The sequence below is a fragment of the Rhodococcus sp. 06-462-5 genome (assembly GCF_002258315.1).
Taxonomy (GTDB): Bacteria; Actinomycetota; Actinomycetes; order Mycobacteriales; family Mycobacteriaceae; genus Rhodococcoides.
The window spans coordinates 1-25822 of the sequence record NZ_NOYD01000038.1 but is presented as its reverse complement, the minus strand read 5'-3'; the positions used below and the strand labels follow the sequence as shown (position 1 = coordinate 25822).

The following is a 25822-nucleotide window of genomic DNA, read 5'->3' as shown; positions in this document are numbered from 1 at the left end:
GGTCAGTAGCGGTAGTGCTCGGGCTTGTACGGGCCCTCGACGTCGACGCCGATGTACTCGGCCTGCTCCTTGGTGAGCTTGGTGATCGAGCCACCGAGCGCTTCGACGTGGATGCGTGCGACCTTCTCGTCGAGGTGCTTGGGCAGGCGGTAGACCTCGTTGTCGTACTCGTCCGGCTTGGTCCACAGTTCGATCTGGGCGATGACCTGGTTGGAGAAGCTGTTGCTCATGACGAACGACGGGTGGCCGGTGGCGTTGCCGAGATTGAGCAAGCGGCCCTCGGACAGCACGATGATCGAGTGCCCGTCCTTGAACTGGTACTCGTCGACCTGCGGCTTGATGTTGATCCGCGTGACATCGGGGGCCTTCTCCAGCCCGGCCATGTCGATCTCGTTGTCGAAGTGGCCGATGTTACCCAGGATCGCCTGGTGCTTCATCTTGCGCATGTGCTCGAACGTGATGATCGACAGGTTGCCCGTCGAGGTGATCACGATGTCGGCCTGCTCGATGAATTCCTCGACCGTGCGCACGTCGAAGCCGTCCATGAGCGCCTGCAGCGCGTTGATCGGGTCGGCTTCGGTGACGGTAACGCGTGCACCCTGGCCCTTGAGCGCCTCGGCGCAGCCCTTGCCCACGTCGCCGTAGCCGCAGACCAGCACAGCCTTGCCGCCGATGAGAACGTCGGTGCCGCGGTTGATGCCGTCGATCAGCGAGTGGCGGGTGCCGTACTTGTTGTCGAACTTGCTCTTGGTGACCGAGTCGTTGACGTTGATGGCCGGGAACGTGAGCTCTCCCGCAGCCGCGAACTGGTAGAGCCGGAGCACTCCGGTGGTGGTCTCCTCGGTGACGCCCTGAACGGACTCGGCCACCTCGGTCCACTTGGACTTCGACGCCTCGAGCGAGCGACGAAGCAGGCCGAGGAACACCTTGTATTCGTCCGAATCGTGATCGTCGTCGGTCGGCGGGACGACACCTGCCTTCTCGAACTGCGCGCCGCGCAGAACCAGCATCGTGGCGTCGCCACCGTCGTCGAGGATCATGTTGGCGGGCTGCTCGGGCCAGGTGAGCATCTGCTCGGCCGCCCACCAGTACTCTTCGAGGCTTTCGCCCTTCCACGCGAACACCGGGACGCCCTTGGGCTCCTCGACGGTGCCGTAGGGTCCGACGACGACGGCCGCTGCCGCGTGGTCCTGGGTGGAGAAGATGTTGCAGGATGCCCACCGAACTTCGGCACCGAGTGCAACCAGGGTCTCGATCAGCACAGCCGTCTGCACGGTCATGTGCAGCGATCCCGAGACTCGCGCTCCCTTGAGCGGCTGCACGTCGGCGTACTCGCGACGCAGCGCGATCAAGCCGGGCATCTCGTGCTCGGCGAGTCGGATTTCCTTGCGGCCGAATTCCGCGAGCGACAGGTCTGCGACCTTGAAGTCGATTCCACCGCGGCGATCCACGGTGAGTGCCGATCCTGACGTAACTGAGGTCGTCATCTTGCCTCTCCTGTTGACTGAGTATCTGTTCCCAGGCTATCGGGTCCGCGCGGCGGCACCACCGGCTGCCCGAGCGAGCAGGAGTGGAACCGGCGAATCGACCGACCGTCGAGAACCCGCTCTACCCGTTTCGTCCGGCTCGCGCCAGGATTCGAGCCCGTTTTCGGGGCAGGATGTTCGCGCGGGCGATATCTCCCTGGTAGTGCGCCGATACCCGCGGATCCATCACCCGACGCCACAGCGGCGGAATTGCGGCGAGGATCACCATCGACGCGTAGCCGGCGGGCAACTGCGGAGCCTCGTCGCAGGAGAGCAGGGTTTGATAGCGCTTGCCCGGATTGGCGTGGTGGTCGCTGTGTCGCTGCAGGTGGTACAGAAATATGTTGGTGCATATCCTGTCGCTGTTCCAGCTGTGGCGGGGCGAGCACCGAACGTATCTGCCTTTATCGTTCGTTTCGCGGAGCAAGGCGTAATGCTCCACGTAGTTCACCATCTCGAGCAGAACGAATCCGACGACGGCCTGCAGCAGCAGGTACGGCGCGATGGACCAGCCGAACACGATCAGCAACGAGCCGAACAGCACGACGCTGAGCAACCACGTGTGCAGCAGGGCATTGGTCGGGCTCGCGACCGAGCGGCCCTTGCGCCGAAGTCGCTGCGCCTCGAGCTTCCAGGCGGAGGCGAGACCCAAGACGGTACTGCGCGGAACGAAGGTCCACACGCTCTCGCCGAGTCGTGCGCTCGCGGGGTCGTCGGGCGTCGCCACCCGAACGTGGTGTCCGCGGTTGTGCTCGACGAAGAAGTGCCCGTACAGCGTCTGGGACAGAGCGATCTTGGCCAACCAGCGCTCGTGCTGCTCGATGCGATGGCCGAGTTCGTGAGCGGCATTGATACCGGTGCCTGCCACCAGGCCCACCGTCACCGCGAGGCCGATCTTGTCCACCACGTTCAGATCGCCGTACGCCCACATCCAGCATGCGACGAAGAGTCCGACGAACTGAACGGGCAGGAAAAGGTACGTGCACCACCGGTAGTACCGATCGTTCTGCAGCTTTTCACTGGCCGAGGCATCCGGGTTGTGCCCGTCCTCGCCTGCGATCAGGTCGATCACCGGAATGATCACGAAGAACACCAGTACGCCGCTCCACCAGAACAGCGGCATCCCAGTCCAGTAGACCAACTGCGACGGCAGCAATGCCGACGCCGGGGCCAACAGCCCCAGCATCCATAGATAGCGTTTGTTGTCCTGCCAGCGAACCGACCGTTCACTGGCCTTCGAATCCCGCCCCCCGAAAGCGACACCCGAATCCTCCGTAGAAGTGATTCGGCCGTCCACACTCACTGTTGCAACACCCTCTCATCGAACTTTTTGAGTCCTCCAAGTCTGTTTTCGAGGGTATAACATTCCCGCGGTCTGATGTGACGCTATCTAAACTCAGCCGAAAGTCGCAGGTCAGTGCTCCGACTTCTCGTGACGAATTTTGTCGGCTTCTCGAAGCCCCATCACCGAGTGCCGCCTGCTGTACACGACGTAGATGACGACCCCGGCGGCCATCCAGACCAGGAAACGCAGCCATGTTTCGACCGACAGGTTGAGCATCAGCCACAGGCACGCGAGCACGGCGAGGATCGGCACCAGCGGAACCCACGGAACGCGGAAGCCACGCTCGAGGTCGGGGCGAGTTCGGCGCAGTACGAGGACCCCGGCCGAGACCAGAACGAACGCGAACAGCGTGCCGATGTTCACCATTTCCTCGAGTGTGCCGAGGGGAACGAAGGCCGCGAGCAGCCCGACGATGACACCGACCAGAATCGTCGTCCGAACCGGCGTGCCCTTGCTTCCGGTGTGTGCCAGTCCCCGCGGCACCAATCCGTCGCGCGACATCGCGAAGAGCACGCGGGTCTGCCCGAGCATCAACACCATCACCACGGTCGTCAGACCGGCGAGTGCGCCGAACGAGATGATGTTCTTGGCCCAGGTCAGACCGTTCAGCTCGAATGCCGTCGCCAGCGTGGAGCTGTCACCGGCCAGATCGGTGTACTTGACCATTCCGGTCAGAACAAGAGTGACGGCCACGTACAGCACGGTGACGATCGCGAGCGATCCGAGAATTCCGCGTGGGAGAGCCTTCTGCGGTTCCTTTGTCTCTTCGGCAGTCGTTGCCACCACGTCGAATCCGATGAACGCGAAGAACACCAGCGATGCCGCGGCCAGCAGTCCGTACCAACCGAAGGTGCTGCCGCCGGCACCGGTGACGAACGAGAACAACGACTGGTGCAGCCCCTCGCCGGTCGACGCAGGCTCCGACGGCGGAATGTAGGGATCGTAGTTGGCAACCTTGATGTAGAAGGCACCGACGACCACGACGAAAAGAACGACGATGACCTTCACCGCGGTGATCACCAGCGACACCCGTGAGGACAACTTGGTACCCGACGCGATGAGCACCGTCAGGACCACCACGATCAGCAGGGCACCCCAGTCGAAGTTCAGTGAGCCGATCTCGAGCACCGGAGCGGCCGTACCGAGCAGATCGCCCAGATAGAGCGACCATGCCTTGGCCACCACGGCGGCAGCGAGGCCGAACTCGAGGATGAGATCCCATCCGATGATCCAGGCGATGAACTCACCGAACGCCGCATACGAGAACGTGTACGCGCTTCCGGCCACGGGCACCGTCGACGCGAACTCCGCGTAGCACAGCGCCGCGAGGCCACAGGCGATCGCAGCGAGCACGAAGGCCAACGACACTGCCGGTCCCGCAACGTTTCCGGCGGTCCGTGCGGTCAGGGTGAAGATGCCGGCACCGACTGCGACGGCGACGCCGAACACGGTCAGATCCCAGGAACCGAGTTCTTTCCGAAGTTTCGTGTCCGGTTCGTCGGTGTCCTGGATCGACTGCTCGATCGATTTGGTCCGGAACCAACCCGTCGTACGCGGGGTCTTCGCGGGCCGGTCTGCTCTGGTCATCGGGTCTCCGTATCGCCACTTCACATCTGCCGACGGATCACCGAACTCATCCGTCACTTCGATTCACTGTGGCATCAGACTATTGCCTACCGGCACCCGATCCGACCGATCTCGCGGTTCGAATCGGCCGACGCCCGTGAACACGCGATCTACAGGCGGCCCACGGAGGCCACGAACACCTCGGCCTCGCCCGAATCGGCGGTCACGGTGACGGATTCGTCTGCAGCGGGTATCCATGCCGAGCTGCCCTGCGGCACCGTCAGCTCGAACTGTCGGCCTTCGGTACCGGCCTGGACGGTGCCACTCGTGCACAGCAGGATTCTCGGGCCGGAGCCGGGAACGGTGACCGTCTCCCCCGCCGCAACCGCCGTTCGGCTCAGCGCGAATTCGGGTGCAGGCGTCGGATACAGGTAGGTCGGTCGATCGTCGACACCCGGGGTGATGGGCGAGATGTCGGCCGGCTCGAAATCGAGCACCCGCAACAGTTCCGGGACGTCGACGTGTTTGGGAGTCAGTCCGCCGCGCAGCACGTTGTCGGAGTTCGCCATGATCTCCACACCGGTACCGCGCAGATACGCGTGCAGATTTCCGGCGTCGAGGTACAGACCCTGGCCGGGAGTCAGGTTCACCCGATTGAGCAGCAGCGCCGCGAGCACTCCGGCGTCGCCGGGGTACGACTCCCCCAGCTCGAGCAGAGTTCTGGCCTCGGCGGCGAATCGTCCACCGTCCGTGCGTGCGGGACCGGAGAGATAGTCGATGCATCCTTGGGCGACGGCAGGCAACACGTCGTCCAGTGCCTGGCCGGGCAGCGTGATCCACGAGGTGAACACGGTGCGCAGCCCCGAAGCATCGGGCTGGGCGGCCAGCAGGGTTCGATACCCACTCAGAGCGGGAACGGCCAACGCGTCGAGTAGTTCGACGGTGTCGGCGGGCCGCCGGAAGCCCGCCAACGCCTCGAACTCCGTGAGCGCGACGATCAGTTCGGGCTTGTGGTTCGGATCCCGGTAGTTGCGTACCGGAGAGTCGATGGGGACACCCGCGGCGTTCTCGCGTGCAAAGCCTTCACGGGCCTGAGCACTGCTGGGATGCGCCTGCAGAGACAACGGCTCTTCCGCGGCAAGCAGTTTCAGCAGGTACGGCAGGCGCGACTCGTAGTGCTGCGCGGAGCCACCGAGATGAGTACCCGGATCGTCGTCGATCAGCGTGATCAGTGGTGTACTGCCGCCCTCGTGCACCACGAGCGCGGAGTCGGCCGGGTGCGCGCCGAGCCAGATCTCCGCCTCGGGATGATCGGACGGCACCGGGCGCCCTTGGATCCGAGCCAGAGCGGTTCGCGAACCCCATGCGTAGGACCGAACCGCGCCTCGCAGAAGCTGCACTAGTTACCGCCCATCAACAGCAGATACGCGGCAGTGGTGTCCAACCGCGTGGCCAACACGGACATCGTGTCGAGCACCGAGAGTCTATCCGGATCCTGCACCGGTGCGGGGTTGTCGAATTCGGATCTCGCGCGCTCGCCGCCGAACACCGCCTCACTCGAATCGGCGAGCAACATCTCCGATTCCGGTACACCGGCGATTCGTCGTTCGGTCATCGCGCGATCGTCGTCCGACGCCACCACGACGACGCGCATCGGAAGCGCAGGCGGTGGTCCGTCGAGTTGTTCGTCGTGAAAGAAGGAGTCGAAAGTCTGTGAGGTCCGCGATGATTCGACGACGGACGCCCGGATGGACGCGGCAATGACGTCGCCCAACTCCCCCGCACCGACGACGACACCCGCCACGCGCAGCAGCACCTCGCTGCCGTGCCGAGCCACCTCGACCGCAGCGGGACTGCCCCCGGTCAGCACCACCCGCCGACCGCTCAACCCACTGGCGAGGGCCTTGGCCGGATTGTGGAACATCTCGTTGGACGGGCTGTTTCTCACCGCCTCCGCGTCGAGCAGGTCGGCAAGACGAGACAAATTGGGCAGCAACGTCTTCCACGATCCGCCGGCAACCGCCCCGAGTACCGCCACGAACGCCGCGAGGTAGCGCATCAGAGCATTGTGGTCGCGGACCGCGATTCGCGGCGGCAGCCACATGACCCTGGCTCCTCGGACGGCACGCAGAGGCCCCTCCTCGGGGGCGACCACCACGACTTCGGCACCGCGCCGGGCTGCCGCGTCCACCGACTCGGCCAGACGTGGATCCCCGGCGTCGTCGCCGGCCACCACCACCACGTCGAGTGGGCCGATCCACGGCGGGGTTCCGGTGCTGCGTACGAGAGGGACCCCGAGGCGATCACCGAGCGCGGCGACGAGCAACGACGCTGCCCGACTGCTCCGCCCGTCGCCGGTCACGATCACCACGCTCCGGGGACGCAGATCGGCCAACCGGGCGAGAACCGATTCGTCGACCGCCGTCGCGACGGCACGCACCTGCGCGCCCGCGAGCGCTGCGCTGCGCAGGGATCCCTCACGATCGGCTGCGATGAGAGCATCCGAATCGTCGAGATCGACCAGAGACGACACTGCCGTCATGGCTGCGACACCTCCCCTTACCTCACCCGCTCGAAACGTCTGCATACCCACTCATGAACCCGTGGTAACCACTATTCCAGTCCGGCGCGAACGATGCTCAAGATCTCTGTCGAAAGCGCGTCGACATCCGCTGCGGTGCGTGCTTCGACGTTGAGCCGGAGCAGCGGTTCGGTGTTGGATGCCCGCAGGTTGAACCAGGCACCGTCGGCGAGATCGACCGTGACACCGTCGAGTCGGTCGATGCCCGCAGTCCGATCCGCGAACGCCGCGAGGACCGCCTCGGTGCGTTCGGCTGCGTCACCGACCGTCGAGTTGATCTCTCCCGAAGCGCTGTAGGTCTCGTAGGTGGCCATCATTTCCGAGAGCGGGCGATCCTGTGCACCGAAGGCAGCGAGGACGTGCAGCGCGGCGAGCATGCCGGAGTCTGCTCCCCAGAAGTCACGGAAGTAGTAGTGCGCAGAGTGCTCTCCGCCGAATATCGCTCCGGTGTCGGCCATCTGCTGCTTGATGAAGGAGTGCCCCACTCGGGTGCGGACCGGCGTGCCACCGAGCTTCTCGACCAGCTCGGGCACCGCGCGAGAGGTGATCAGATTGTGGATGACGACCGCGCCCGGCTCCTTGGCCAGCTCGCGCTCGGCCACCAGACAGGTCACGGCCGATGGTGACACCGGGTCGCCCTTCTCGTCGACGACGAAGCATCGATCGGCGTCGCCGTCGAAGGCAAGGCCGATCTCCGAACCGGTCTCGACGACGAATCGCTGCAGGTCCACCAGGTTCGCCGGGTCGAGTGGATTGGCCTCGTGGTTGGGGAAGCTGCCGTCGAGTTCGAAGAACAACGGTTCGATCGTCACCGGCAGCGGGGCGAACACGGCGGGCACGGTGTGTCCGCCCATGCCGTTGCCTGCATCCACCGCGATCTTCATGGAGCGGATACCCGACAGATCGACCAGGTCGCGCAGGAACTGGGCATACTCGGCCAGCACGTCACGAGACGTCACGGTCCCGGCCGGGCCGTCGAACTCCGGTACGCCGTCCACCAACTCGGCCTTCACCGTGGCCAAGCCGGTGTCCTGGCCCACGGGCTTCGCGCCTGCGCGGCAGAGCTTGATCCCGTTGTACTTCGCCGGGTTGTGACTGGCGGTGAACATCGCTCCCGGGCATTCGAGCAGGCCCGAGGCGAAGTAGAGCTGATCGGTTGACGCCAGGCCGATGTGCACCACGTCGAGTCCCTGCGCGGTGACGCCGTCGGCGAACGCCCGAGACAGCGCCGGCGAGGAATCACGCATGTCGTGCCCGATGACAACCGAACGCGCGGCCCCTGCCTCGTCACGAACCAATCGTGCGAACGATGCACCGACGTCGCGTACGAACGCCTCGTCGATCTGCTCGCCTACGACGCCACGGACGTCGTAGGCCTTGATGACGGCGTTCACGGACTCTGCGGTTCGGGCCACGAAGTTTCTCCTGGTGATCGTTGTCCACGACGCCGCACATCGGCGTCGGATATCGAGCGTCGGTAGCGGTGCGATTCACACCAAGTATCGGCGGACCGTCGCGGTCCGTTTCGGTCCTGCTCCTCCCGGAACCTTGCCAGACGGCAGACGGACCGGCCAGTCGGACCGATGCACACCACACTCGGTGTGCTCGGGCGGCTCAGGACGTGGGGTCGGGAAGAACTCGAAGGTGCCCGCGCCTGCCCGTTCGGACGGCCGGAGCAGCGGATCGGCGTTCGGTGTCGGACGGCCGAGCGATCGAGCGGTCGGAGCTCTCACGATCCTCGGAGCGGACGCGATCGCCGCGACCCGCTTCGCGTACGGCTTCCGCGAGGGCCGTCAGATCGTCCTCGTCGGGGCTGGACGTCGAGTAGCCGCCTTCGTACCGCACCAGTTCCCAGCCCTTGGGAGCGGTGGTGGTCGACGCGTGCACCTCGCACAGATCCCAGGAATGCGGCTCGTCGACTGTGGCCAGCGGCCCGACGACCGCGGTGGAATCGGAGTAGACGTATGTGAGCGTCGCAACGGCAGAACGGTTGCAACCAGGCCTGCAGCAGCCACGCAGTGATCTCACGAGTGCAGAGTATCCGGTGGGTGCAACCGACCGAACGACCGACACACCGGACGAGCGCGATAACCTCCCCCTATGCCTCGATTCTCTTCCGCGCGCAGGATCACCTCTCGGTCCGTGGCCCGGCACGGCCGCGGCGTGCGCGGACCGGTTCTGCCCGAGGACATCCCGGCCAGGCGTTCACGAGCGGAGAAGTTCGACCGGCTGGTGCTCGAGGCGTTCGCTCGGATCGATCATCGGTGGCACGAGAAGCTCTCGAAACTCGACATCGCCGTGGACGAGGTACCCAAGATCAGGGCGTTGGATCCGGAATCGGTGACGTGGCCACCCGAGGTGGTGGCGGAAGGCCCGGTACCGCTCTCACGACTCGTACCCGCCGGGATCGACAAGCGCGGAGAGACGACACGCGCCAGGGTGGTGCTGTTCCGGCGACCGTTGGAACGGCGCGCCAAGCACCCGGAGGATCTGGAAGATCTGCTGTTCGAAGTTCTGGTCGAGCAGGTCGCCACGTATCTGGGCATAGACCCGGACGAAGTCGACCCGGCCGGGGAGTAGATCACTCCGTCGGGAGACGGAACCGAACCACTCAGCCGATTCCGCGCTTGAGCCTGCGACGTTCCCGCTCGGACAGCCCGCCCCAGATGCCGAACCGCTCGTCGTTGGCGAGCGCGTACTCGAGGCACTCGTCCTTGACCTCGCAGCCGAGGCAGATGCGCTTGGCCTCTCGGGTGGAGCCACCCTTTTCGGGGAAGAACGCCTCGGGGTCGGTCTGCGCACACAGGGCGCGTTCCTGCCACTGGTCCTCGATTTCCTCGAACATCTCGTCGAAACCCGCGACGAGACTGAGGAACGGCTTGGCCGGTGGAACCGACTCGGCGACGAACGGCATGGAGTCGACGTCGGAATCCGAATCGAGTTCGACGTCGGCGTCGGTGACATCGACGTCGGCCTCGTCCGTCGGTAGGACGTACGCAGAACCCGCGTCGATCGAGACGCTCGAATCTGCGCCGATGCCGGACTCGGTTTGCGGCGCGTCGTCGACAGCGCTGAGATGTGCAGTGGGTCCGCCCCGCTGATCACGTGTCACGTGCTGGTCATACATCGCTTCCGCCTCCTCACCTGTGGTAGCGCAGATACTTTCGGTCCTCGTGTTCTCGAATACCTTGCCCCGCGCGGGTATTCGATCGAGCTGGTCCAACGTGCCGGTCCGACTCTCGACCTCTACTCGACGTCCAGTCAGGGACGAAGAGGAAGGGAACGAGTGTTCGAAACCAGGTTCGCCGCAATCGAACTCGTGCTGCGAACACTGAATGACATACCTGTGATTAGACACGTCCAGGTGTGTCGCGGTCAAGCCGATCGCGCAAATCCAATACCATCACATGCCCGAAATCGGCGCTCTCCCCGGATCGGAGCCCGTCCCCTGCGTGTCGCATCGGTTCTCGCCGTCGCAAACGGTCCACGCGGACGGTGCGGCACCGGGTGGGCGCTCACCCCGCACCACCGCAACCCCACTAGGCTCGCGTGTTGTGAAAGTTACTGTTCTGGTCGGTGGCGTCGGTGGCGCTCGGTTCCTTCAGGGTCTCAAAACTTTGTTCGGCGACGAGCCCGAGCACGAGATCACCGCTGTGGTCAACGTCGGCGACGACGTGTGGATGCACGGACTCCGCATCTGCCCGGATCTCGACACGTGCATGTACACCCTCGGCGGAGGAATCGACACCGATCGCGGCTGGGGTCGCATCGCGGAGACCTGGAACGCTCGGGACGAATTGGCAGCCTACGGTGCCGATCCCGACTGGTTCGGACTCGGCGACCGCGACATCGCCACGCACCTGATCCGCAGTCGTATGTTGCGCACCGGCTTTCCGCTGTCCGCCGTCACCGAAGCTCTGTGCAACCGTTGGCAACCCGGAGTCCGGCTCCTGCCCGTCACCGACGATCGCTCCGAGACGCATGTCGTCGTCACCGATCCCGACGACCCGAGCGGTGATCAGCAGCGCGCAATTCACTTCCAGGAGTGGTGGGTTCGGTACCGCGCACAGATTCCGACCCACAGCTTCGCCAACATCGGTGCCGAACAGGCAACTCCGGCACCGGGAGTGGTGGACGCGATCGCCGAGGCCGACGCCGTGATCCTCGCACCGTCCAATCCGGTGGTGAGCGTCGGAGCGATCCTCGCAGTACCGGGCATCCGCGGGGCGCTACGGACGACGGCCGCCAAGGTGGTCGGCCTCTCCCCCGTCGTCGACGGTAAGCCGTTGCGCGGCATGGCCGACGAGTGCCTGTCCGTCATCGGAGTCGAGACCACGGCGCAGGCGGTGGGTCGTCACTACGGAAGTCGAAGCGGTACCGGCATTCTCGACGCATGGCTGGTGCACACCACCGACACGGCGGTCGTCGACGGAGTGGACGTCCAGTCGGTTCCGTTGCTGATGACCGACCCCGAGACCACTGCAGTGATGGCACGCACGGCACTGCGCGCGGCCGGACTCGACCTGTGACCGACTCCCACTCCACACACACCGCACCGGGTGATCACGCTCCCGGCGGGGCGATCGAAATTCTTCCGGTGACCGGGCTCCCCGAGTTCCGGCCGGGCGACGATCTGGCTGCGACCGTCGCGGACCGCGCGCCGTGGTTGCGTGACGGCGACATCCTGATCGTCACCAGCAAGATCCTGTCCAAGGTCGAGGGCCGTCTGGTGCAGGCACCCCGCGATGCGGACGAGCGAGATGCCGCCCGCAGAGTCCTGGTGGAACAGGAAGCCGTGCGCATCGTCGCCCGCAAGGGCCGAACTCTCATCACCGAGAATCGACTCGGCATCGTGCAGGCCGCGTCGGGAATCGACGGCTCCAACGTCGACGGCGGCGAACTGGCGCTGCTGCCGGAGAACCCCGACGCCAGTGCCGCAGCGCTTCGCTCTGCACTCGGTGCGCTGCTGGGGGTGACGGTCGCCGTGGTCGTCACCGACACCATGGGGCGGGCATGGCGGATCGGCCAGACCGACGCCGCCATCGGTGCGGCGGGCCTGGGCGTCGTCCATGCATACGCCGGAGCCGAGGACGGTCAAGGAAACGAGCTAGTCGTCACCGAGGTCGCGATCGCCGACGAGCTCGCTGCTGCGGGCGATTTGGTGAAGGGGAAGCTCGGCGGGGTTCCGATCGCCGTCGTGCGCGGACTGACTCCCGTCGACGACGGTTCCACCGCGGCGACGTTGCTGCGCGGCGGCGAGGACGATCTGTTCTGGCTCGGGACCGCCGAGGCACTCGATCGTGGTCGACGCGAAGCGCTGCTGCTCCGACGGTCGGTGCGCTCGTTCACCGAGGAACCGGTCGATCCCGACGCCGTTCGATCGGCCGTTGCCGATGCCCTCACCGCTCCGGCCCCGCACCACACCCGTCCGGTTCGGTTCGTCTGGGTCAGGACCCCCGCTGTGCGGCGCCGGCTGCTCGAGACGATGCGCGAGCAATGGCGTGCCGATCTGGCCGGAGACGGGCTGAGCGAGGAGCGGATCGCCGCCAGACTCGGCCGCGGTGACATCTTGTTCGACGCCCCCGAGATCGTGATCCCGTTCTGCGTGCCCGACGGTGCGCACTCGTACCCCGACGACAGGCGTCGGGCCGCGGAGGACACGATGTTCACCGTTGCGGTCGGTGCCGCCGTCCAAGGGCTGCTCGTCGCACTCGCGGTGCGCGATCTGGGCAGCTGCTGGATCGGTTCGACGATTTTCGCCGCCGATACCGTGCGCGCCGAACTCGGCCTGCGCGCGGACTGGAAAGCGATGGGAGCCATTGCAATCGGACACCCGAGCGAATCGCTGACCGTTCGAGATCCAGTGGTGCCCGGATCCTCGCTAGTGGAGCTCTGAGTCGTGTCCGCGTCCACGCCGCCTCATTCGACCCTGTGGAGTTCGGTCGGAGCATCGCTCGATCGATGGGCACCGTCGGACTCGAGCGACGAATCACTTCGGCACACCATGCTGGCGTTTCTCGACAGCAACCCGAACGCCTGCCTCCGCGCCAACGAGGCCGGCCATTTCACCGCGTCCTCGTTGGTACTCGACACGTCGGGAACCCACGTGCTGCTGACGCTTCATCCCAAGGTCGGTCGGTGGATTCAACTCGGCGGACACTGCGAACCGACGGACGAGACGGTTGTCGACGCGGCGCTACGGGAGGCCACCGAAGAATCGGGGATAGCCGATCTGACGGTCGATCCGGTGCTGCTCTCGGCGCACACCCACCCGATCACGTGCTCCCTCGGTAAGCCGACGCGGCACCTCGACCTGAGGTTTCTGGTCCGGGCTCCGGACGGCGCACAGGCAGTTCGCAGCGAGGAATCGACGGATTTACGCTGGTGGCCGGTCGATGCACTGCCCGACGACGCCGAACGGGAGACGATCGACCACCTGGTCGCGCTTGCCCGCCGCCGCTAGGGGCGATCTCGCGTCAGACGTCGGTGGAGAAGCGGACTCCACCGTCGGGCAACTTGACCCCGGGCCACACGCGCGCGCCGCGGAGCAACTCGCAGCGAGCACCGATGTCCGCACCGTCTCCGATGACCGCGTCGCGTACCAGTGCGCGGGGTCCGATGCGTGCACCGAAGCCGAGGATGGACCGCTCGACGACGGCCCCTGCCTCGACGATCGCACCGTCGAACACGACGGCACCGTCGAGGCGGGCACCCGCCCCGATCTCGGCACCGCGCCCGACGACGGTTCCGCCGATCAGCAAGGCACCCGGTGCCACGCCTGCACCCGGATGAACCAGTGATTCGCCGCGATCACCGTGCAGTGCAGGCGACGGCGCGATGCCGCGAACCAGATCGGCCGAGCCCTTGACGAAATCCTCCGGCGTTCCCATGTCGCGCCAGTACGCACTGTCGACGTGCCCGTAGACCTTCTTGTCCTCGGCGAGCAACGCGGGGAACACCTCTCGCTCCACCGACACCGGGCGGTCGGAAGGAATGGACTCGATGATCTCGCGCTTGAAGACGTAGCAGCCCGCGTTGATCTGATCGGTCGGCGGATCCTGAGTCTTTTCGAGAAACGCTGTCACTCGGCCGGATTCGTCCGTCGGTACGCAACCGAACGCGCGCGGGTCACCGACGCGAACCAAGTGCAGTGTGACGTCGGCGTCGGTGGTTCGGTGCGTGTCGAGAACCGCCGTCAGATCGGTGCCGCCCAGGACGTCGCCGTTGAAGACCATGACGTTCTCGGCGCGCAGACGCGGGAGTACGTTTCTGATGCCTCCACCGGTGCCCATCGGCTCGGTCTCGAAGACGTACTCGAGTTCGATGCCGAGCGAGGATCCGTCCCCGAAATGCTGCTCGAACACTTCGGCTTTGAACGATGTGCCGAGAACCACGTGCTCGATACCGGCGGCCTTGATGCGCGCCAGCAGGTGCGTGAGGAACGGCAGTCCTGCGGTGGGGAGCATCGGCTTGGGTGCCGAGAGCGTCAGCGGCCGGAGCCGAGTTCCCTTGCCGCCCACCAAGATGACTGCGTCGGTACGTGCGGCACCCGATGTGGAACTATCCGACATGTCCAGCCTCTGTTCTCTCGTCCGATACTCGTCCGTCAACTGCTCGCGCTCGAAGCGCCGAGGCCACAACGATCTTCGAGCGAAGACCGAGACCTGCGCGCAGGGCCCATCGTAAGGGAGCCTGCCACGTCCGGTCGTGCCGATCGGCCTGGAAGCGGTACGCGCTGGTGTGATGTGCGGGCAACATCACTTCCGGATGCCGTCCTGCCGCATGGCCTTTCGAGTGGGTCACCTCGACATCGGGAACGTAGACGTTGTGCCAGCCCGCTCGGCCGAGCCGGTCGCCGAGATCCACGTCCTCCATGTACATGAAGTAGCGCGAGTCGAATCCACCGATCGAGTCGAACGCCGAACGCCGCAGCAACAGGCAGGATCCCGACAGCCACCCCACGGGTCGCTCACTCACCGTCTCGTTCTCCTGGCGATACCGTCGGGTCCACGGGTTCGTGGGCCACAGCTTGCCCAGCACCGCATGGCCCGCGCCGGACGTGAGATCGGGCACCGTCCGTGCCGACGGGTACCGCGAGCCGTCGGGCTCGCGGATGAGCGGTCCGAGGGCACCCGCCCGCGGCCACCGCACCGCAGCGTCGAGCAGGCCGTCGAGGGATCCGGGATGCCACCGCACGTCGGGATTGGCCACGACGACGAACTCGACGTCGGGGTCGATCGCGGCCACCGCGCGATTGACTGCTGCGCCGTAGCCGATGTTCGCGCCGGTGCGCAGCAGCTCCGCCTCCTCGAACGCGACCTCGGCTGCCTCGGGCGTGCCGTCGACCGAGCCGTTGTCCGCCATGATCACCCGAAGGGGACGCGTCGTCGCCTCACGTAGAGACGTCAGGAACTGGTCAAGGTATTCGCCGGGTGAATAGGTCACCGTCACCACGGCCAGCTCGGAACTCACGCGGGCAAGACTAGCCCGATCTCGCGTCGAACCCTCATGTCGACTGCGTCAAGGCTGCCGTCAGCGCGTCCGACCACGGCCGCGCCGGGGTCAGACCGGCATCGACCCACGCGGTCGGCGACAGCACCGAGTACGCGGGCCGAGGTGCCGGAACCACGTACTCGGCGCTCGAGCACGGCTGCACTCGCTCGGGATCGGCACCGATCCCAGCGAACACCGCGCGTGCGAGGTCGAACCAGCTGGCCTGCCCAGCATTGGTGTAGTGCAGCGTTCGTCCGCGCACAGCAGGGTCGGCTTCGATCTCGAGCAGGCCCGACGCCAGATCGAGGGCGAACGTGGGCGAACCGATCTGGTCGTTCACCACAGAGATCGTCTCGCGCTCACCTTCGAGTCGGCGCATCGTGGTGACGAAATTCTTGCCCGTGTTGTCGTACACCCAGGCGGTTCGCACGATCACGGCCTCGGGCAGTTCCTCGTGCACAGCGAGCTCACCGGCGAGCTTGGTGCGTCCGTACGCCGACTGCGGTGCGGTCTTCGCATCGACCTCGTACGGTTCGGTTGCTGTGCCGTCGAACACATAATCGGTGGAGACGTGGATCAACCGGGCTCCGACACGCCCGCAGGCGCGCGCGAGATTTCGAGGGCCGTCCGCGTTGACGGCCGACGCCCTGGCCTCGTCGGTCTCGGCGGCATCGACGGCGGTGTACGCAGCACAGTTGATCACCGTTGCCCCCGCGCTCACCGCCGCAGCCACGGCGTCGGGGTCGGTGATGTCCAGGTCGGCGGAGGAATATCCGGACACCTCGACACCGTCACCTCGTTCGGCGGCCAGAGACATCACTCGGCGGCCCAACTGGCCGTGTGCACCGGTCACCACGATCGCATTCACGGTTGCCAAGTGTGGCACGCCGCGTTCGCTTCGGCGAGGCAGCGACCGGTGACAAGTAACCTTCGAACGGCGGGGGGAGAACAACGAAGTAGGCGGGTGTTTCAGACCGGCCGGAAACGAGAGAGGGTCGTCACGGTGCCACGAGATCCAGGCACGCCCGGAGGTGAACGCACTCCCCCGCCGAGGCGAAGCGCTCCCCGGCGACCCGACGGCCCCCGAGCCCGCGCCACAGGCCGCCCCCGCGACGAGGTGGGCGCTGCCCACCGATACGTCGGCGACGAACTCCGAGGCGAAGGCAGACAGAGAACTCGCAGCGAACGTGCGGACAGATCGCGCCGGCCGGATCGACGCAGCCCCCGCGGTGGCGTCGAGCAACCCGAATCCGACGGCGGGTCGCCTCGCGTCGGCAGTACCCGCTGGCCTGCGACCCACGTCGCGGTCGCGGTGCTCTCGATCCTCGTTCTGCTGGTGACCGGTTTCGCATGGCGCAGTGTCGACAGCCTGCGCTCCAACATCGCCACCGCGGGTGGTCTCGGTCTCGGCGGAGCCGCCGATGGTGCCGTCGACATTTTGATGGTCGGCACCGACAGTCGTACGGATGCCCACGGCAACGCGTTGTCTCCCGCTGAGCTCGCGTCTCTGAACGCTGGCGAAGAGGTGGCGTCCAACACCGACACGATCGTGCTTATCCGCGTCCCGAACGACGGTTCGTCGGCCACTGCGATCTCCATCCCGCGAGACTCGTACGTCGAGGTTCCCGGTATCGGGATGTCGAAGATCAACGCTGCGTACGGCGCGACGAAAGAGAACAAGCGGCTCGAATTGGTGGAGCAGGGTGTCACCGATGCCGATGCCGAATCACAGGCAACCGAAGCCGGGCGCGAGGCCCTCATCGACTCCGTCGCCAACCTCACCGGCATCACCGTCGATCACTACGCCGAGGTGGGTCTGCTCGGCTTCGTGCTGCTGACCGATGCCGTCGGCGGGGTCGAGGTATGTCTGAACAACCCTGTGCAGGAACCGCTGTCGGGTGCGAACTTCCCGGCGGGCGAGCAGAAGCTCTCCGGTTCGCAGGCTCTGAGTTTCGTCCGACAGCGGCACGATCTTCCCCGCGGAGATCTGGACCGCATCGTGCGCCAGCAGGTGTTCATGGCCTCGCTCGTGCGGAGTGTGCTCAGCGCCCAGACGCTGAGCAACCCCGGAAAACTGGGCCAGCTCAGCACTGCGGTCCAGCGATCGGTGACGCTCGATTCCGACTGGGACATTCTGCAGTTCGCCACTCGCCTGCAGGATCTCGCCGGCGGCAAGGTCAAGTTCGAGACGATCCCCGCAGTCGACATCAATGCGACGACGGACTACGGCGAATCGATCGTGCAGGTCGATCCGGCTGCGGTGAAGAAGTACGTCGAAGGACTGCTCGGCGACGGCAATTCGGCGGAGACCAACGCCGAGGATTCGGACGCACCGGTTGTCGATCCGTCGACGGTGACGGTCGACGTCGCGAACGACAGCGGCATCGACGGACTCGCCAACGGTGTCGCCGGTTCGTTGACAGCATTGGGATACGTCGACGGCACCATCGGCAACTACGAGGGCTCGTCGATTTCCGCGAGCCGTATCCAGGCTGCCGATGTGGACAGCGATGCCGCGCGCGCCGTCTCGGCGGCCCTGGGCGATCTGCAGATCACGGCCGACGACTCGCTGCCTGCGGACACAGTGCGCGTGGTCCTCGCGAACGACTACGCGGGGCCCGGCTCGGGCCAGGCCGCGACTGCGGAAACCATTGCTCCCGAATCGGGTACGGCGGTTCCCGAGGCACCGGCCGCTCCGATCGACGCCGGTTCCACCGGTCCGATGTGCGTCAACTGATCGGTGCCGCTCGCCGAGCGTGTGAATCGGGGTCGTCGAGCGTCATCTAGGGTCGTGGGGTGGCTTCGAATCTGACTCAGACCCTGCTCGACCCGATTCTCGCCGCCGATCCGGCCGGTCCGCGCGTGACGTTCTACGACGATGCGACCGGTGAGCGGGTCGAGGTGTCGGCGGTGACCCTCGCGAACTGGGCTGCCAAGACCGCCAACCTGCTGCGCGACGAATTCGCCTTCGAAGTGGGTGGCAGGGTGAGTGTCCTGTTGCCCGCGCATTGGCAGACCGCCGCGGCGCTGCTGGGAATCTGGTGGGCAGGCGGCGAGGTGGTCATCGGGGCCGACGACTCCGCGGACGTGGCGATGGTGTCCGGGGATCGACTCGACGAGTCTCCCGAGGCAGACGAGGTGTTGGCGTTCTCGCTCGACGCATTCGGCAAGGCGGTCCCCGATCTGCCGATCGGGATGACCGATTACGCGACGTCGGTGCGGGTGCACGGCGATCAATTCAGAGCCACTGGCGCAGGCGCGGCGCTGGACGGGCGTTCGGTGGACGAAGTACTCGCTGCCGCTCGTGAGCGAGCCGACGCACGGTCGTGGACGGCCTCGGACCGGGTCGCCTCCAGCGCGTCCTGGACCACGGCCGACGAGCTGATCGACGGTCTGCTCTCGGTTCTCGTCGTGGGTGCGTCACTGGTTCAGGTGGCCAATCCGGACGAGACGAAGTCGCAGCGGCGCGCCGAGACCGAAAAAGTCACCGCCACTGCTGCTCAGCCGGGCTGACGGTAGCCGCCGTCGGCGAGTCCGGCCTCGATCTCGTACTTGTTCGCCGGGCCCCGGTGCCGCGCTTCTTCGGCGAGGTAGCGGAACGGGAAGGTGAGCCCGTAGTTCGCCCATTGGTCTGCGTGTACGGCCTCGTGCCGCAATACCCGACGGGCGGTGTTGCCTTTTGTCAGATAGGCACCACCGAATGTCGTTCCGCCGCGGCCGAATCCACCGCGCAGCCCGGTGCAGACGAACAGGGAGAATTCGTCGTCGAACTGCGCCGTACCGCGCCAGAGCCGGGCATAGAGCAACGCCAGCCGTGTCACGAGCATGGACTGCCGACTACCGCGACCTGCGCGCTCGATCTGCTCGCTGCGTGACACGGCTGCGCTCACCCGAGCAGAGTGGTGCGCAGCGCTTTGTCCTTCTCCAGCACCATGGCCTCGAGCGAGGCCTGGAAAGCAGCCATCCGTTCTTGCAGAGCCGGATCGGATGCACCGAGAATCCGGACCGCGAGCAGCCCTGCGTTGCGTGCGCCACCGATGGAGACCGTGGCCACGGGAACGCCGGCGGGCATCTGGACGATCGAGAGCAGCGAGTCCATACCGTCGAGGTACTTCAGCGGCACCGGAACGCCGATGACCGGTAGGGGCGTCGCCGACGCGACCATGCCGGGCAGGTGGGCCGCTCCCCCGGCCCCGGCAATGATCACTCGGATCCCGCGGCCTGCGGCATCGCGGGCGTAGTCGAGCATGCGCTGCGGGGTGCGGTGAGCGGAGACGACGCCGACCTCGAACCGAATTCCGAACTCCGCGAGCGCTTCTGCCGCGGCTTCCATCGTCGGCCAGTCGGAGTCGCTGCCCATGATCAGGCCTACGGCAGGAGTGGAGCCTGCGGAACGACCATCGGGGGCAGGAGTGGAGCCTGCGGAACGACCATCGGGGGCAGGAGTGTTGTCAGTCATGGTGAGGGTCCCATCCGTCGGTCCATTCGGCGTGCGACATCCAGTGCGCTGCGCGTTCGGCTCGCTCGCGCACCGAGGCCACGTAGGCGGGGTCGGTGAGCGAACCCGACTGCGCGCCCAGGATGTTCACGTGGCCGATCTTGCGGTCCTTGCGTTCGCTCTTGCCGTACAGATGCACTTTCGCATCGGGCATGCGGGCGAACAGGTGATGCAGCCGCTCGTCCATCGTCATCTCGGGGGCTTCGGGCGCGCCCAGAATGTTGGCCATCACCGTCACCGGAGCGAGTGGATCGGTGTCACCGAGCGGGTAGTCGAGTACCGCACGCAGGTGCTGCTCGAACTGCGAGGTGCGGCACCCGTCCATGGTCCAGTGACCGGAGTTGTGGGGTCGCATGGCGAGTTCGTTCACCAGCAGCTTGCCCGAGGTGGTCTCGAACAGTTCGACGGCGAGGTCTCCGACGACGCCGAGAGCGCCTGCGATGTCGAGGGCCAACCGGCCTGCGAACGTGGCCACGTCCTCGTCGAGGTCGGGAGCAGGTGCCAGCACGACGGCGCACTGGCCGTTGCGTTGCACGGTCTGCACGACGGGCCACGCGGCACCCTGGCCGAACGGCGACCGTGCGACCATCGCCGACAACTCGCGGCGCATGGCGACCTTCTCCTCGACCATGAGCGGTACACCCAGGTCGAGCTGGGCAGTGACGATCGCCTCGGCTTCCTCGGCGTCGGCGGGCATCCAGACGCCACGCCCGTCGTAGCCGCCGCGAACGGCCTTGAGCACCACCGGCCACCCGTGCTCGTCTCCGAACGCAATCGCGTCCTGCGCCCACGACACCTCCGCGTAAGCGGGGCCGGGCGCACCGAGTTCGGCGAGCTTGCGACGCATGCGCAGTTTGTCCTGGGCGAATATCAACGCGCTCGGCGGCGGTTGTACGTTGACGCCTTCTGCCACGAGAGTCTCGAGGTGCTCGGTGGGCACCTGCTCGTGGTCGAAGGTGAGCGCATTGGAACCGGTTGCGGCCGTGCGCAGCGCATCGAGGTCGTCGTGGTGCCCGAAGACGACGTCGGGGCTGACCTGAGCTGCCGGCTCGTCGGCACCCGCGGCGAGGACGCGAAGAGTCTGTCCCAGCTCGATGGCGGACTGGTGAGTCATTCGGGCGAGCTGACCGCCGCCGATCATCGTCACCACGGGCATTCCGGTCGACGACGGGCGCGCAGCGGTGGGGCGCGGTTCGGTACCTGTCACGGCTCACCATGGTGTCATGTCGCACGCATTCGGTCCGAACCGGCGTCCGGCCCGCCGGGCCACTTGCTGGGCGAGGACCTGTGGAAACCCTGATGATCGGAGCCTCGGTTCGGCGAATCCGGGGTGGGTTTCGTAGACTTCACCGTTGTGCCGACGATCGCAAGCGTGCTTCAGCGCTTACCCACGCCCATTCGGGACCTCGCGATTCGGCACAGTGAGCTGATCAAGTTCGCCATTGTCGGTGGCACAACGATGGTATTCGACCTCGTCATCTTCTACTCGCTGAGTTTGACGGTGCTCGAGCAGAAGCCGGTGATCGCCAAGATCATCTCGGGTGTTCTCGCCACCCTGCTCAGCTACTTCCTCAACCGCGAATGGGCCTTCAAGCATCGCGGCGGACGCGAGCGGCACCACGAGGCACTGCTCTTCTTCGCGATCAGCGGCATCGGCGTGCTCATCGCGGCCGGTCCCCTGTGGATCGCGAACAACGTCTTCGACATTCGCGACACCAGTGAATCCCTGACGACGGTGGTCATCATCGACTTCGTCCTGAACTACATCATCGGCAACCTGTTGCAGATGGCATTCCGGTTCTGGGCACTGCGCCGCTTCGCCTTTCCCGAGGACAACGCGCGCACCATCTTGGAAGTGGACGCCGAACGCAACGAAGACCCGACCGACGCAGCGGACGCACTCGACCTTCCCTGAGACGCTCAGCGCGGCTCGCGTCGAGGCACGGCAGCCGACGGTTCACGCCACGCAGGCAGGAATACCGAGAAGAGCGCCGGACGGCGTCGCTGCAGTTCCAGCCTGCCGCCGTCCGCCTCGATCAGCGCCCGGGCCAGCGCGAGCCCGACACCGGTGGAACCGGCTCCGGAGAATCCACGGTCGAAGATGTGCGGAGCAAGTTCGTTGCTCACCCCCGGTCCCTCGTCCGAGACCTCCACACAGACCAGTCGTTCACGGCGTCCCTCGGTGCTCTCGACGGCCGAGACGGCCCGAACCGCCACCGTGCACGCGCCTTCTCCGTGCACCAGAGAATTGTCCACCAGAACCGAGACCGCTTCGCGCAACCGCGAGCCGGTCACCGAGGCCTTCAGATCAGCGTCACCCTTGATCACCAGGGTCCGCCCCACGTCCTCGAAGTTTCGCTGCCACTCGACGATGGTGCCGATCAGTTCGTCGACGACCGAGACCTCGTGCGCGTCGGCCGCGCCGTCACTACGCGAGGATCGAACGAGCTCGTCGATAGCGAGAGTCAGTCGGTCCACCTGATCCATCGCTTCGTTGGCCTCGTCGACCACTGCCGGGTCCGGATGCGTGGAAATCTCGTCCAGACGTAGTCGGACAGCGGTCAGACGGCTGCGAAGCTGATGCGAGACATCGGCGACCAATGTGTGTTCACGTTGCAGCCGTCCGGCGATCTCGACCGTCGCCGAATCGAGAACCTCCGAGACCCGATCGAGTTCGGCGATACCGTGCCGTCGTGGGTCCGGCCGGAAGTCGCCCTCGGCCAGGCGGGCAGCGCGCCGCGCCACATCCTGCAACGGGTCGGCCAGCCGCTTGGCTGTCGCTACGGCCACGACGGTGCCTGCCATCGCAGAGGCGAGAACGACGAGAGTCACCGCTCCGAGCGCCTGACGCTGAAGGGAACGCATGTCGTCGGACGGCACTTCGAGGCGAAGCGAACCCGAGGTACCCATCGACAGCGACTCCACCAGTGGTCGAGGCACGGACGACTGCCCGATGTCCGCTCGCGATGCGGCATCCTCGGGAGTCGGGTAGATCACCACGAGCCGGCCACCCTGCGGGATCGCCAACCGGAGCGAGCCGATGTCGAGCTGGCCCTCGATCAGCCCCGCGGACCCTTCCTGCGAGATGATCTCCGCCGCCATTCGATCCAGGCGTGCCTGCAGGTCGTTGCGGGTGAAATCCTCCACCCACAGCCAGGCGGTGTACATCAGGGGCAAGCCGAGCAGCAGCGCCGTCATGACGACGACAGCGAGAATCGAAACCAGAATTCGACGCCGCATCGACCGCTAGTCGCTGTTGATACGGAAGCCGACGCCGCGCACCGTCGCGATACGACGCTCGGCGACGGGTCCTTCGTCGCCGATCTTTCGGCGTAGCCAGGACATGTGCATGTCGAGGGTCTTCGATCCGCGCAGCTCCGCGTCGCCCCAGACCTCACGCAGGATCACCTCGCGAGAGACGACCTGGCCCGCGTGGTCGAGCAAGACCTTGAGCAGCTCGTATTCCTTGTTGGCGAGAGATATCTCGGTGCCGCCGACCAGGACGCGTCGTGCAGCAGGTTCGAGACGAATGGCACCGACCTCGATCGGGGAATCCTCCCCGGCACCTCGGCGGCGGAGCAACGCACGTACGCGGGCCATGAGCTCGGCGAGCCGGAAGGGCTTGCCGACGTAGTCGTCGGCCCCGGCGTCGAGACCCACCACGAAGTCGACCTCGTCGGTTCGTGCGGTGAGCATGAGTACGGCGACCTCGGATCGGTTGGCACGCACCTGCCGACACACTTCGAGACCGTCCATCCCCGGCAGGCCGAGGTCGAGTATCAACAGGTCGAACTTTCCGTCCAGCGCGCGCTGAAGGGTTGCGGGGCCGGTCTGTTCGACGGTCACCGTGTAGCCCTCGCGCCCGAGAGCTCGGGACAGGGGCGCAGCGATGGCTTCGTCGTCTTCGGCAAGCAGCACGTCGGTCACATCGGTCACCCTACGGTTCGAAAGTGAGAACAGCCTGTGTTACCTGCGTTTCCCAGCTCGCCAACCGGGCTTGGACTCGGCTGCCGAGTCCTCGGGCATCGGCTCGAACGCGGCGTCCCGGCCGTGCACGGATTCGCGGCGGTACTCCATCGAGTCGAATACCTGCTGGTAGAGCAAGGAATGCACGCGTTGTACGTGCGGAATGTCGTCGAACTCGAGCGGATCGTCCGAAGCCGACGCGATGATGAGCGTCCCGGTTCGCAACATCCGGTCGATGAGCCCGTGCCGAAACTGCACGTTGCTGATTCGGCTCATCGGAATATCGATGCCGGAGTGGGTGAGCACGCCCTGCCTGATCAACACTCGCCGATCGGTGACGATGAAGTGCGTGCACTTCCAGCTGATCAGCGGCACCAGGCACCGCCACACGACGATCGCCGCCCACAGCACCGCGGTGGCGATCATGGCGGCGTTCGCAGCGGTCGATTCGAGCCGCGCACTCGCGATTCCGAGGCCGACCCCGGCCAGGCCGGTGACGAGCACGAAGGTCACCGACGGCAGGACGAGCATCTTCCAGTGGGGGTGATGATGGAGCAGGAGCTCTTCCTCGTCCGCCAACGCGTCCTGTGGATAACCCACGTGCACTCCTGACTACTCGCTACGACTTCCGTCGAGTCGATATGGTCTCACGAGAGAGGTCGGAGATGAGTCACATCGCCGGCCGCCACGGCCAGCACCGACGGCCGATCGGATCCGGGTTGCTCGACCTCGATCACGATCCGGCCGTGCTCGTCGACGTCGACCGCGGTTCCGATCTTCTCGTCGCCGCCGGGCAGATCGACGCGCACGCGCTGCCCGATGGTGCCGCACCTCTCCCGGTACCGGTGGGCGAGGGCATCGGTGTTCCAGTTCGAGTCCCGCCACGAGTCGACCTCGGCGGCCATTCCACGCAGAATCGCCCGAACCAACGTGTCGCGGTCGAGGACCGCGGCCCCCTCCAGCGCCAGTGACGTCGCCGTGGGTACCGGCAGCTCGTCGACCGTCATCGACACGTTCACTCCGAGCCCGATGACGACAGTGGGCGACGGCCCGTGCGCGGCGACCTCGGCCAGGATGCCCGAGACCTTCTTGCCACCGATGAGGACGTCGTTGGGCCATTTCAGTCGAGCATCGACTTCACCGACGGTGCGCAACGCGTCGACCAGTGCGATTCCGGTCATGAGCGACACCCACCCGAGCACGGCCGGATCGATTCCGGGGAACTTCAACAGCATCGACACCAGAATCTGCGACCGCGGCGCGCCGGAGAACGGTCGCGCGTGCCTGCCGCGTCCGCTGTCCTGATGTTCGGCGATCAGTGCCGTCCGGTCCGCGTAGTTCGCTGCCCCTGCGATCAGGTCCGCATTGGTCGAACCGGTTTTCTGCACCACGTCCACCCGAGACCAGGAGGCCTGCGGGCCGTCCACCAGAGCCCGGCGAAGAGCGCGCACGTCCAGTGGTGGGCGATCGAGGTTTGTCCACATGCGCACCAGCATATGGGCTCGTCCGACAGGCCGACCGCCTCGGCGAACCACCCTCGGTCGGGGCGCAGATCACACTCGCAGTTAAAGTGTTGCCCCATGACCAGCGTCCAGGATTCCACTGCACACGGGTCGGCCGAAGCCCCCGATATCCATACCACTGCGGGTAAATTGGCCGATCTTCGTAAACGTCTCGCGGTTGCGGAGATCCCGTCCGGTGAGGCAGCGGTGGACAAGGTCCACGCCAAAGGCAAGCTGACCGCCCGCGAGCGGATCACCGCCCTGCTCGACGAGGGCTCGTTCGTCGAACTCGACGCCCTCGCCCGCCACCGCTCCCAGAACTTCGGACTGGGCGAGAACCGGCCC

26 protein-coding genes are annotated in these 25822 nt (G+C 66.0%); 8 read left to right on the top strand and 18 right to left on the bottom strand.

Features of this window, described 5'->3' with window-relative positions; genetic code table 11:
• Positions 1 to 2 precede the first annotated feature (2 nt).
• From ahcY to CH251_RS17310, 7 genes are all read right to left on the bottom strand, one after another.
• On the bottom strand, positions 3 to 1487 hold the full coding sequence (gene ahcY, locus CH251_RS17340) for an adenosylhomocysteinase (protein ID WP_032397661.1): 1485 nt from the start codon (positions 1485 to 1487) through the stop codon (positions 3 to 5).
• A 121-nt stretch (positions 1488 to 1608) separates the two neighbouring features.
• Entirely contained in the window at positions 1609 to 2712 is a 1104-nt protein-coding gene (locus tag CH251_RS17335; protein ID WP_256979141.1) for an alkane 1-monooxygenase, read from the bottom strand.
• 228 nt (positions 2713 to 2940) lie between these two features.
• Complete coding sequence (locus tag CH251_RS17330; protein ID WP_094614473.1) at positions 2941 to 4458, bottom strand: amino acid permease; 1518 nt, start codon at positions 4456 to 4458, stop codon at positions 2941 to 2943.
• A 149-nt stretch (positions 4459 to 4607) separates the two neighbouring features.
• Positions 4608 to 5837, bottom strand: a complete 1230-nt coding sequence (gene manA / locus CH251_RS17325) for a mannose-6-phosphate isomerase, class I (protein ID WP_094614253.1) — start codon at positions 5835 to 5837, stop codon at positions 4608 to 4610.
• Positions 5837 to 6979, bottom strand: a complete 1143-nt coding sequence (locus tag CH251_RS17320; RefSeq protein ID WP_094614252.1) for a tobH protein — start codon at positions 6977 to 6979, stop codon at positions 5837 to 5839. Before CH251_RS17320 ends, manA begins: the two co-directional genes overlap by 1 nt.
• Before the next feature lie 71 nt (positions 6980 to 7050).
• Positions 7051 to 8433 (bottom strand): phosphomannomutase/phosphoglucomutase, encoded by a 1383-nt coding sequence (locus tag CH251_RS17315; RefSeq protein ID WP_094614251.1) that lies wholly within the window; start codon positions 8431 to 8433, stop codon positions 7051 to 7053.
• A gap of 199 nt (positions 8434 to 8632) precedes the next feature.
• Positions 8633 to 9046: a DUF3499 domain-containing protein gene (locus CH251_RS17310; protein WP_179273397.1), complete on the bottom strand. Its 414-nt coding sequence runs from the start codon at positions 9044 to 9046 to the stop codon at positions 8633 to 8635.
• Positions 9047 to 9118: 72 nt separating this feature from the next.
• Between CH251_RS17310 and CH251_RS17305 the strand changes: the two genes are divergently transcribed.
• Positions 9119 to 9598 (top strand): metallopeptidase family protein, encoded by a 480-nt coding sequence (locus CH251_RS17305; RefSeq protein ID WP_037189920.1) that lies wholly within the window; start codon positions 9119 to 9121, stop codon positions 9596 to 9598.
• A gap of 31 nt (positions 9599 to 9629) precedes the next feature.
• On the opposite strand, the gene CH251_RS17300 is transcribed toward CH251_RS17305, so the two are convergent.
• Entirely contained in the window at positions 9630 to 9863 is a 234-nt protein-coding gene (locus tag CH251_RS17300; protein WP_027496498.1) for a WhiB family transcriptional regulator, read from the bottom strand.
• A gap of 709 nt (positions 9864 to 10572) precedes the next feature.
• On the opposite strand from CH251_RS17300, the gene cofD reads away from it, so the two are divergent.
• From cofD to CH251_RS17285, 3 genes are all read left to right on the top strand, one after another.
• The gene (gene cofD, locus CH251_RS17295) at positions 10573 to 11547 is read left to right on the top strand and encodes a 2-phospho-L-lactate transferase (protein WP_094614471.1); all 975 of its coding nucleotides are present in this window, start codon (positions 10573 to 10575) and stop codon (positions 11545 to 11547) included.
• On the top strand, positions 11544 to 12914 hold the full coding sequence (locus CH251_RS17290; protein ID WP_094614250.1) for a coenzyme F420-0:L-glutamate ligase: 1371 nt from the start codon (positions 11544 to 11546) through the stop codon (positions 12912 to 12914). The genes cofD and CH251_RS17290 overlap by 4 nt, the downstream gene beginning before the upstream one ends.
• Before the next feature lie 108 nt (positions 12915 to 13022).
• Positions 13023 to 13481, top strand: a complete 459-nt coding sequence (locus CH251_RS17285; RefSeq protein ID WP_094614470.1) for an NUDIX hydrolase — start codon at positions 13023 to 13025, stop codon at positions 13479 to 13481.
• A gap of 13 nt (positions 13482 to 13494) precedes the next feature.
• Here the strand turns inward: CH251_RS17285 and CH251_RS17280 are convergent, their stop codons facing one another.
• The 3 genes from CH251_RS17280 to rfbD are packed head-to-tail and all read right to left on the bottom strand — an operon-like array spanning position 13495 to position 16379.
• A complete protein-coding gene (locus tag CH251_RS17280) occupies positions 13495 to 14589 on the bottom strand; it encodes a sugar phosphate nucleotidyltransferase (protein WP_032397655.1) in 1095 nt (364 codons plus the stop codon).
• The gene (locus CH251_RS17275; protein ID WP_094614249.1) at positions 14579 to 15490 is read right to left on the bottom strand and encodes a glycosyltransferase family 2 protein; all 912 of its coding nucleotides are present in this window, start codon (positions 15488 to 15490) and stop codon (positions 14579 to 14581) included. Before CH251_RS17275 ends, CH251_RS17280 begins: the two co-directional genes overlap by 11 nt.
• A 34-nt stretch (positions 15491 to 15524) precedes the next feature.
• Positions 15525 to 16379, bottom strand: coding sequence for a dTDP-4-dehydrorhamnose reductase (rfbD, locus tag CH251_RS17270; RefSeq protein ID WP_094614248.1), 855 nt, complete (start codon positions 16377 to 16379; stop codon positions 15525 to 15527).
• A gap of 444 nt (positions 16380 to 16823) precedes the next feature.
• Here rfbD and CH251_RS17265 point away from each other — a divergent pair, with 444 nt between their 5' ends.
• On the top strand, positions 16824 to 18248 hold the full coding sequence (locus CH251_RS17265) for an LCP family protein (protein ID WP_094614469.1): 1425 nt from the start codon (positions 16824 to 16826) through the stop codon (positions 18246 to 18248).
• A gap of 59 nt (positions 18249 to 18307) precedes the next feature.
• On the top strand, positions 18308 to 19024 hold the full coding sequence (locus CH251_RS17260) for a TIGR03089 family protein (protein WP_094614247.1): 717 nt from the start codon (positions 18308 to 18310) through the stop codon (positions 19022 to 19024).
• Here the strand turns inward: CH251_RS17260 and CH251_RS17255 are convergent.
• The 3 genes from CH251_RS17255 to CH251_RS17245 form a co-directional block, all read right to left on the bottom strand.
• Entirely contained in the window at positions 19012 to 19401 is a 390-nt protein-coding gene (locus tag CH251_RS17255; protein WP_373454963.1) for a hypothetical protein, read from the bottom strand. The two genes, CH251_RS17260 and CH251_RS17255, sit on opposite strands and share 13 nt — an antisense overlap.
• Positions 19398 to 19871: a 5-(carboxyamino)imidazole ribonucleotide mutase gene (gene purE / locus CH251_RS17250; protein WP_094614245.1), complete on the bottom strand. Its 474-nt coding sequence runs from the start codon at positions 19869 to 19871 to the stop codon at positions 19398 to 19400. The genes CH251_RS17255 and purE overlap by 4 nt, the downstream gene beginning before the upstream one ends.
• A gap of 91 nt (positions 19872 to 19962) precedes the next feature.
• The gene (locus tag CH251_RS17245) at positions 19963 to 21216 is read right to left on the bottom strand and encodes a 5-(carboxyamino)imidazole ribonucleotide synthase (protein WP_094614244.1); all 1254 of its coding nucleotides are present in this window, start codon (positions 21214 to 21216) and stop codon (positions 19963 to 19965) included.
• Between the two features lie 147 nt (positions 21217 to 21363).
• Here CH251_RS17245 and CH251_RS17240 point away from each other — a divergent pair, with 147 nt between their 5' ends.
• Positions 21364 to 21924 carry a GtrA family protein gene (locus CH251_RS17240; protein ID WP_179272769.1) on the top strand — a complete coding sequence of 187 codons (561 nt, stop codon included), beginning with the start codon at positions 21364 to 21366 and terminating at the stop codon, positions 21922 to 21924.
• Positions 21925 to 21929: 5 nt separating this feature from the next.
• Here CH251_RS17240 and CH251_RS17235 read toward each other — a convergent pair whose 3' ends face one another.
• The 4 genes from CH251_RS17235 to CH251_RS17220 are packed head-to-tail and all read right to left on the bottom strand — an operon-like array spanning position 21930 to position 25459.
• Positions 21930 to 23249: a HAMP domain-containing sensor histidine kinase gene (locus tag CH251_RS17235; protein ID WP_094614242.1), complete on the bottom strand. Its 1320-nt coding sequence runs from the start codon at positions 23247 to 23249 to the stop codon at positions 21930 to 21932.
• A gap of 6 nt (positions 23250 to 23255) precedes the next feature.
• On the bottom strand, positions 23256 to 23936 hold the full coding sequence (locus tag CH251_RS17230; protein ID WP_037190266.1) for a response regulator transcription factor: 681 nt from the start codon (positions 23934 to 23936) through the stop codon (positions 23256 to 23258).
• A 39-nt stretch (positions 23937 to 23975) separates the two neighbouring features.
• Complete coding sequence (locus CH251_RS17225; RefSeq protein WP_094614468.1) at positions 23976 to 24575, bottom strand: PH domain-containing protein; 600 nt, start codon at positions 24573 to 24575, stop codon at positions 23976 to 23978.
• 47 nt (positions 24576 to 24622) lie between these two features.
• Positions 24623 to 25459, bottom strand: a complete 837-nt coding sequence (locus CH251_RS17220) for a biotin--[acetyl-CoA-carboxylase] ligase (RefSeq protein ID WP_094614467.1) — start codon at positions 25457 to 25459, stop codon at positions 24623 to 24625.
• A gap of 96 nt (positions 25460 to 25555) precedes the next feature.
• Between CH251_RS17220 and CH251_RS17215 the strand changes: the two genes are divergently transcribed.
• Positions 25556 to 25822, top strand: a 267-nt coding sequence (locus CH251_RS17215; protein WP_306436848.1) for a carboxyl transferase domain-containing protein, incomplete at its 3' end; no start/stop codon positions are given.

Coding starts and splice junctions, on each gene's coding strand:
- ahcY (WP_032397661.1), bottom strand. CDS start 1,487: ATGACGACCTCAGTTACGTCAGGATCGGCACTCACCGTGGATCGCCGC.
- CH251_RS17335 (WP_256979141.1), bottom strand. CDS start 2,712: ATGCTGGGGCTGTTGGCCCCGGCGTCGGCATTGCTGCCGTCGCAGTTG.
- CH251_RS17330 (WP_094614473.1), bottom strand. CDS start 4,458: ATGACCAGAGCAGACCGGCCCGCGAAGACCCCGCGTACGACGGGTTGG.
- CH251_RS17320 (WP_094614252.1), bottom strand. CDS start 6,979: ATGACGGCAGTGTCGTCTCTGGTCGATCTCGACGATTCGGATGCTCTC.
- CH251_RS17305 (WP_037189920.1), top strand. CDS start 9,119: ATGCCTCGATTCTCTTCCGCGCGCAGGATCACCTCTCGGTCCGTGGCC.
- CH251_RS17300 (WP_027496498.1), bottom strand. CDS start 9,863: ATGTTCGAGGAAATCGAGGACCAGTGGCAGGAACGCGCCCTGTGTGCG.
- CH251_RS17285 (WP_094614470.1), top strand. CDS start 13,023: ATGCTGGCGTTTCTCGACAGCAACCCGAACGCCTGCCTCCGCGCCAAC.
- CH251_RS17280 (WP_032397655.1), bottom strand. CDS start 14,589: ATGTCGGATAGTTCCACATCGGGTGCCGCACGTACCGACGCAGTCATC.
- purE (WP_094614245.1), bottom strand. CDS start 19,871: ATGGGCAGCGACTCCGACTGGCCGACGATGGAAGCCGCGGCAGAAGCG.
- CH251_RS17235 (WP_094614242.1), bottom strand. CDS start 23,249: ATGCGGCGTCGAATTCTGGTTTCGATTCTCGCTGTCGTCGTCATGACG.
- CH251_RS17220 (WP_094614467.1), bottom strand. CDS start 25,459: ATGTGGACAAACCTCGATCGCCCACCACTGGACGTGCGCGCTCTTCGC.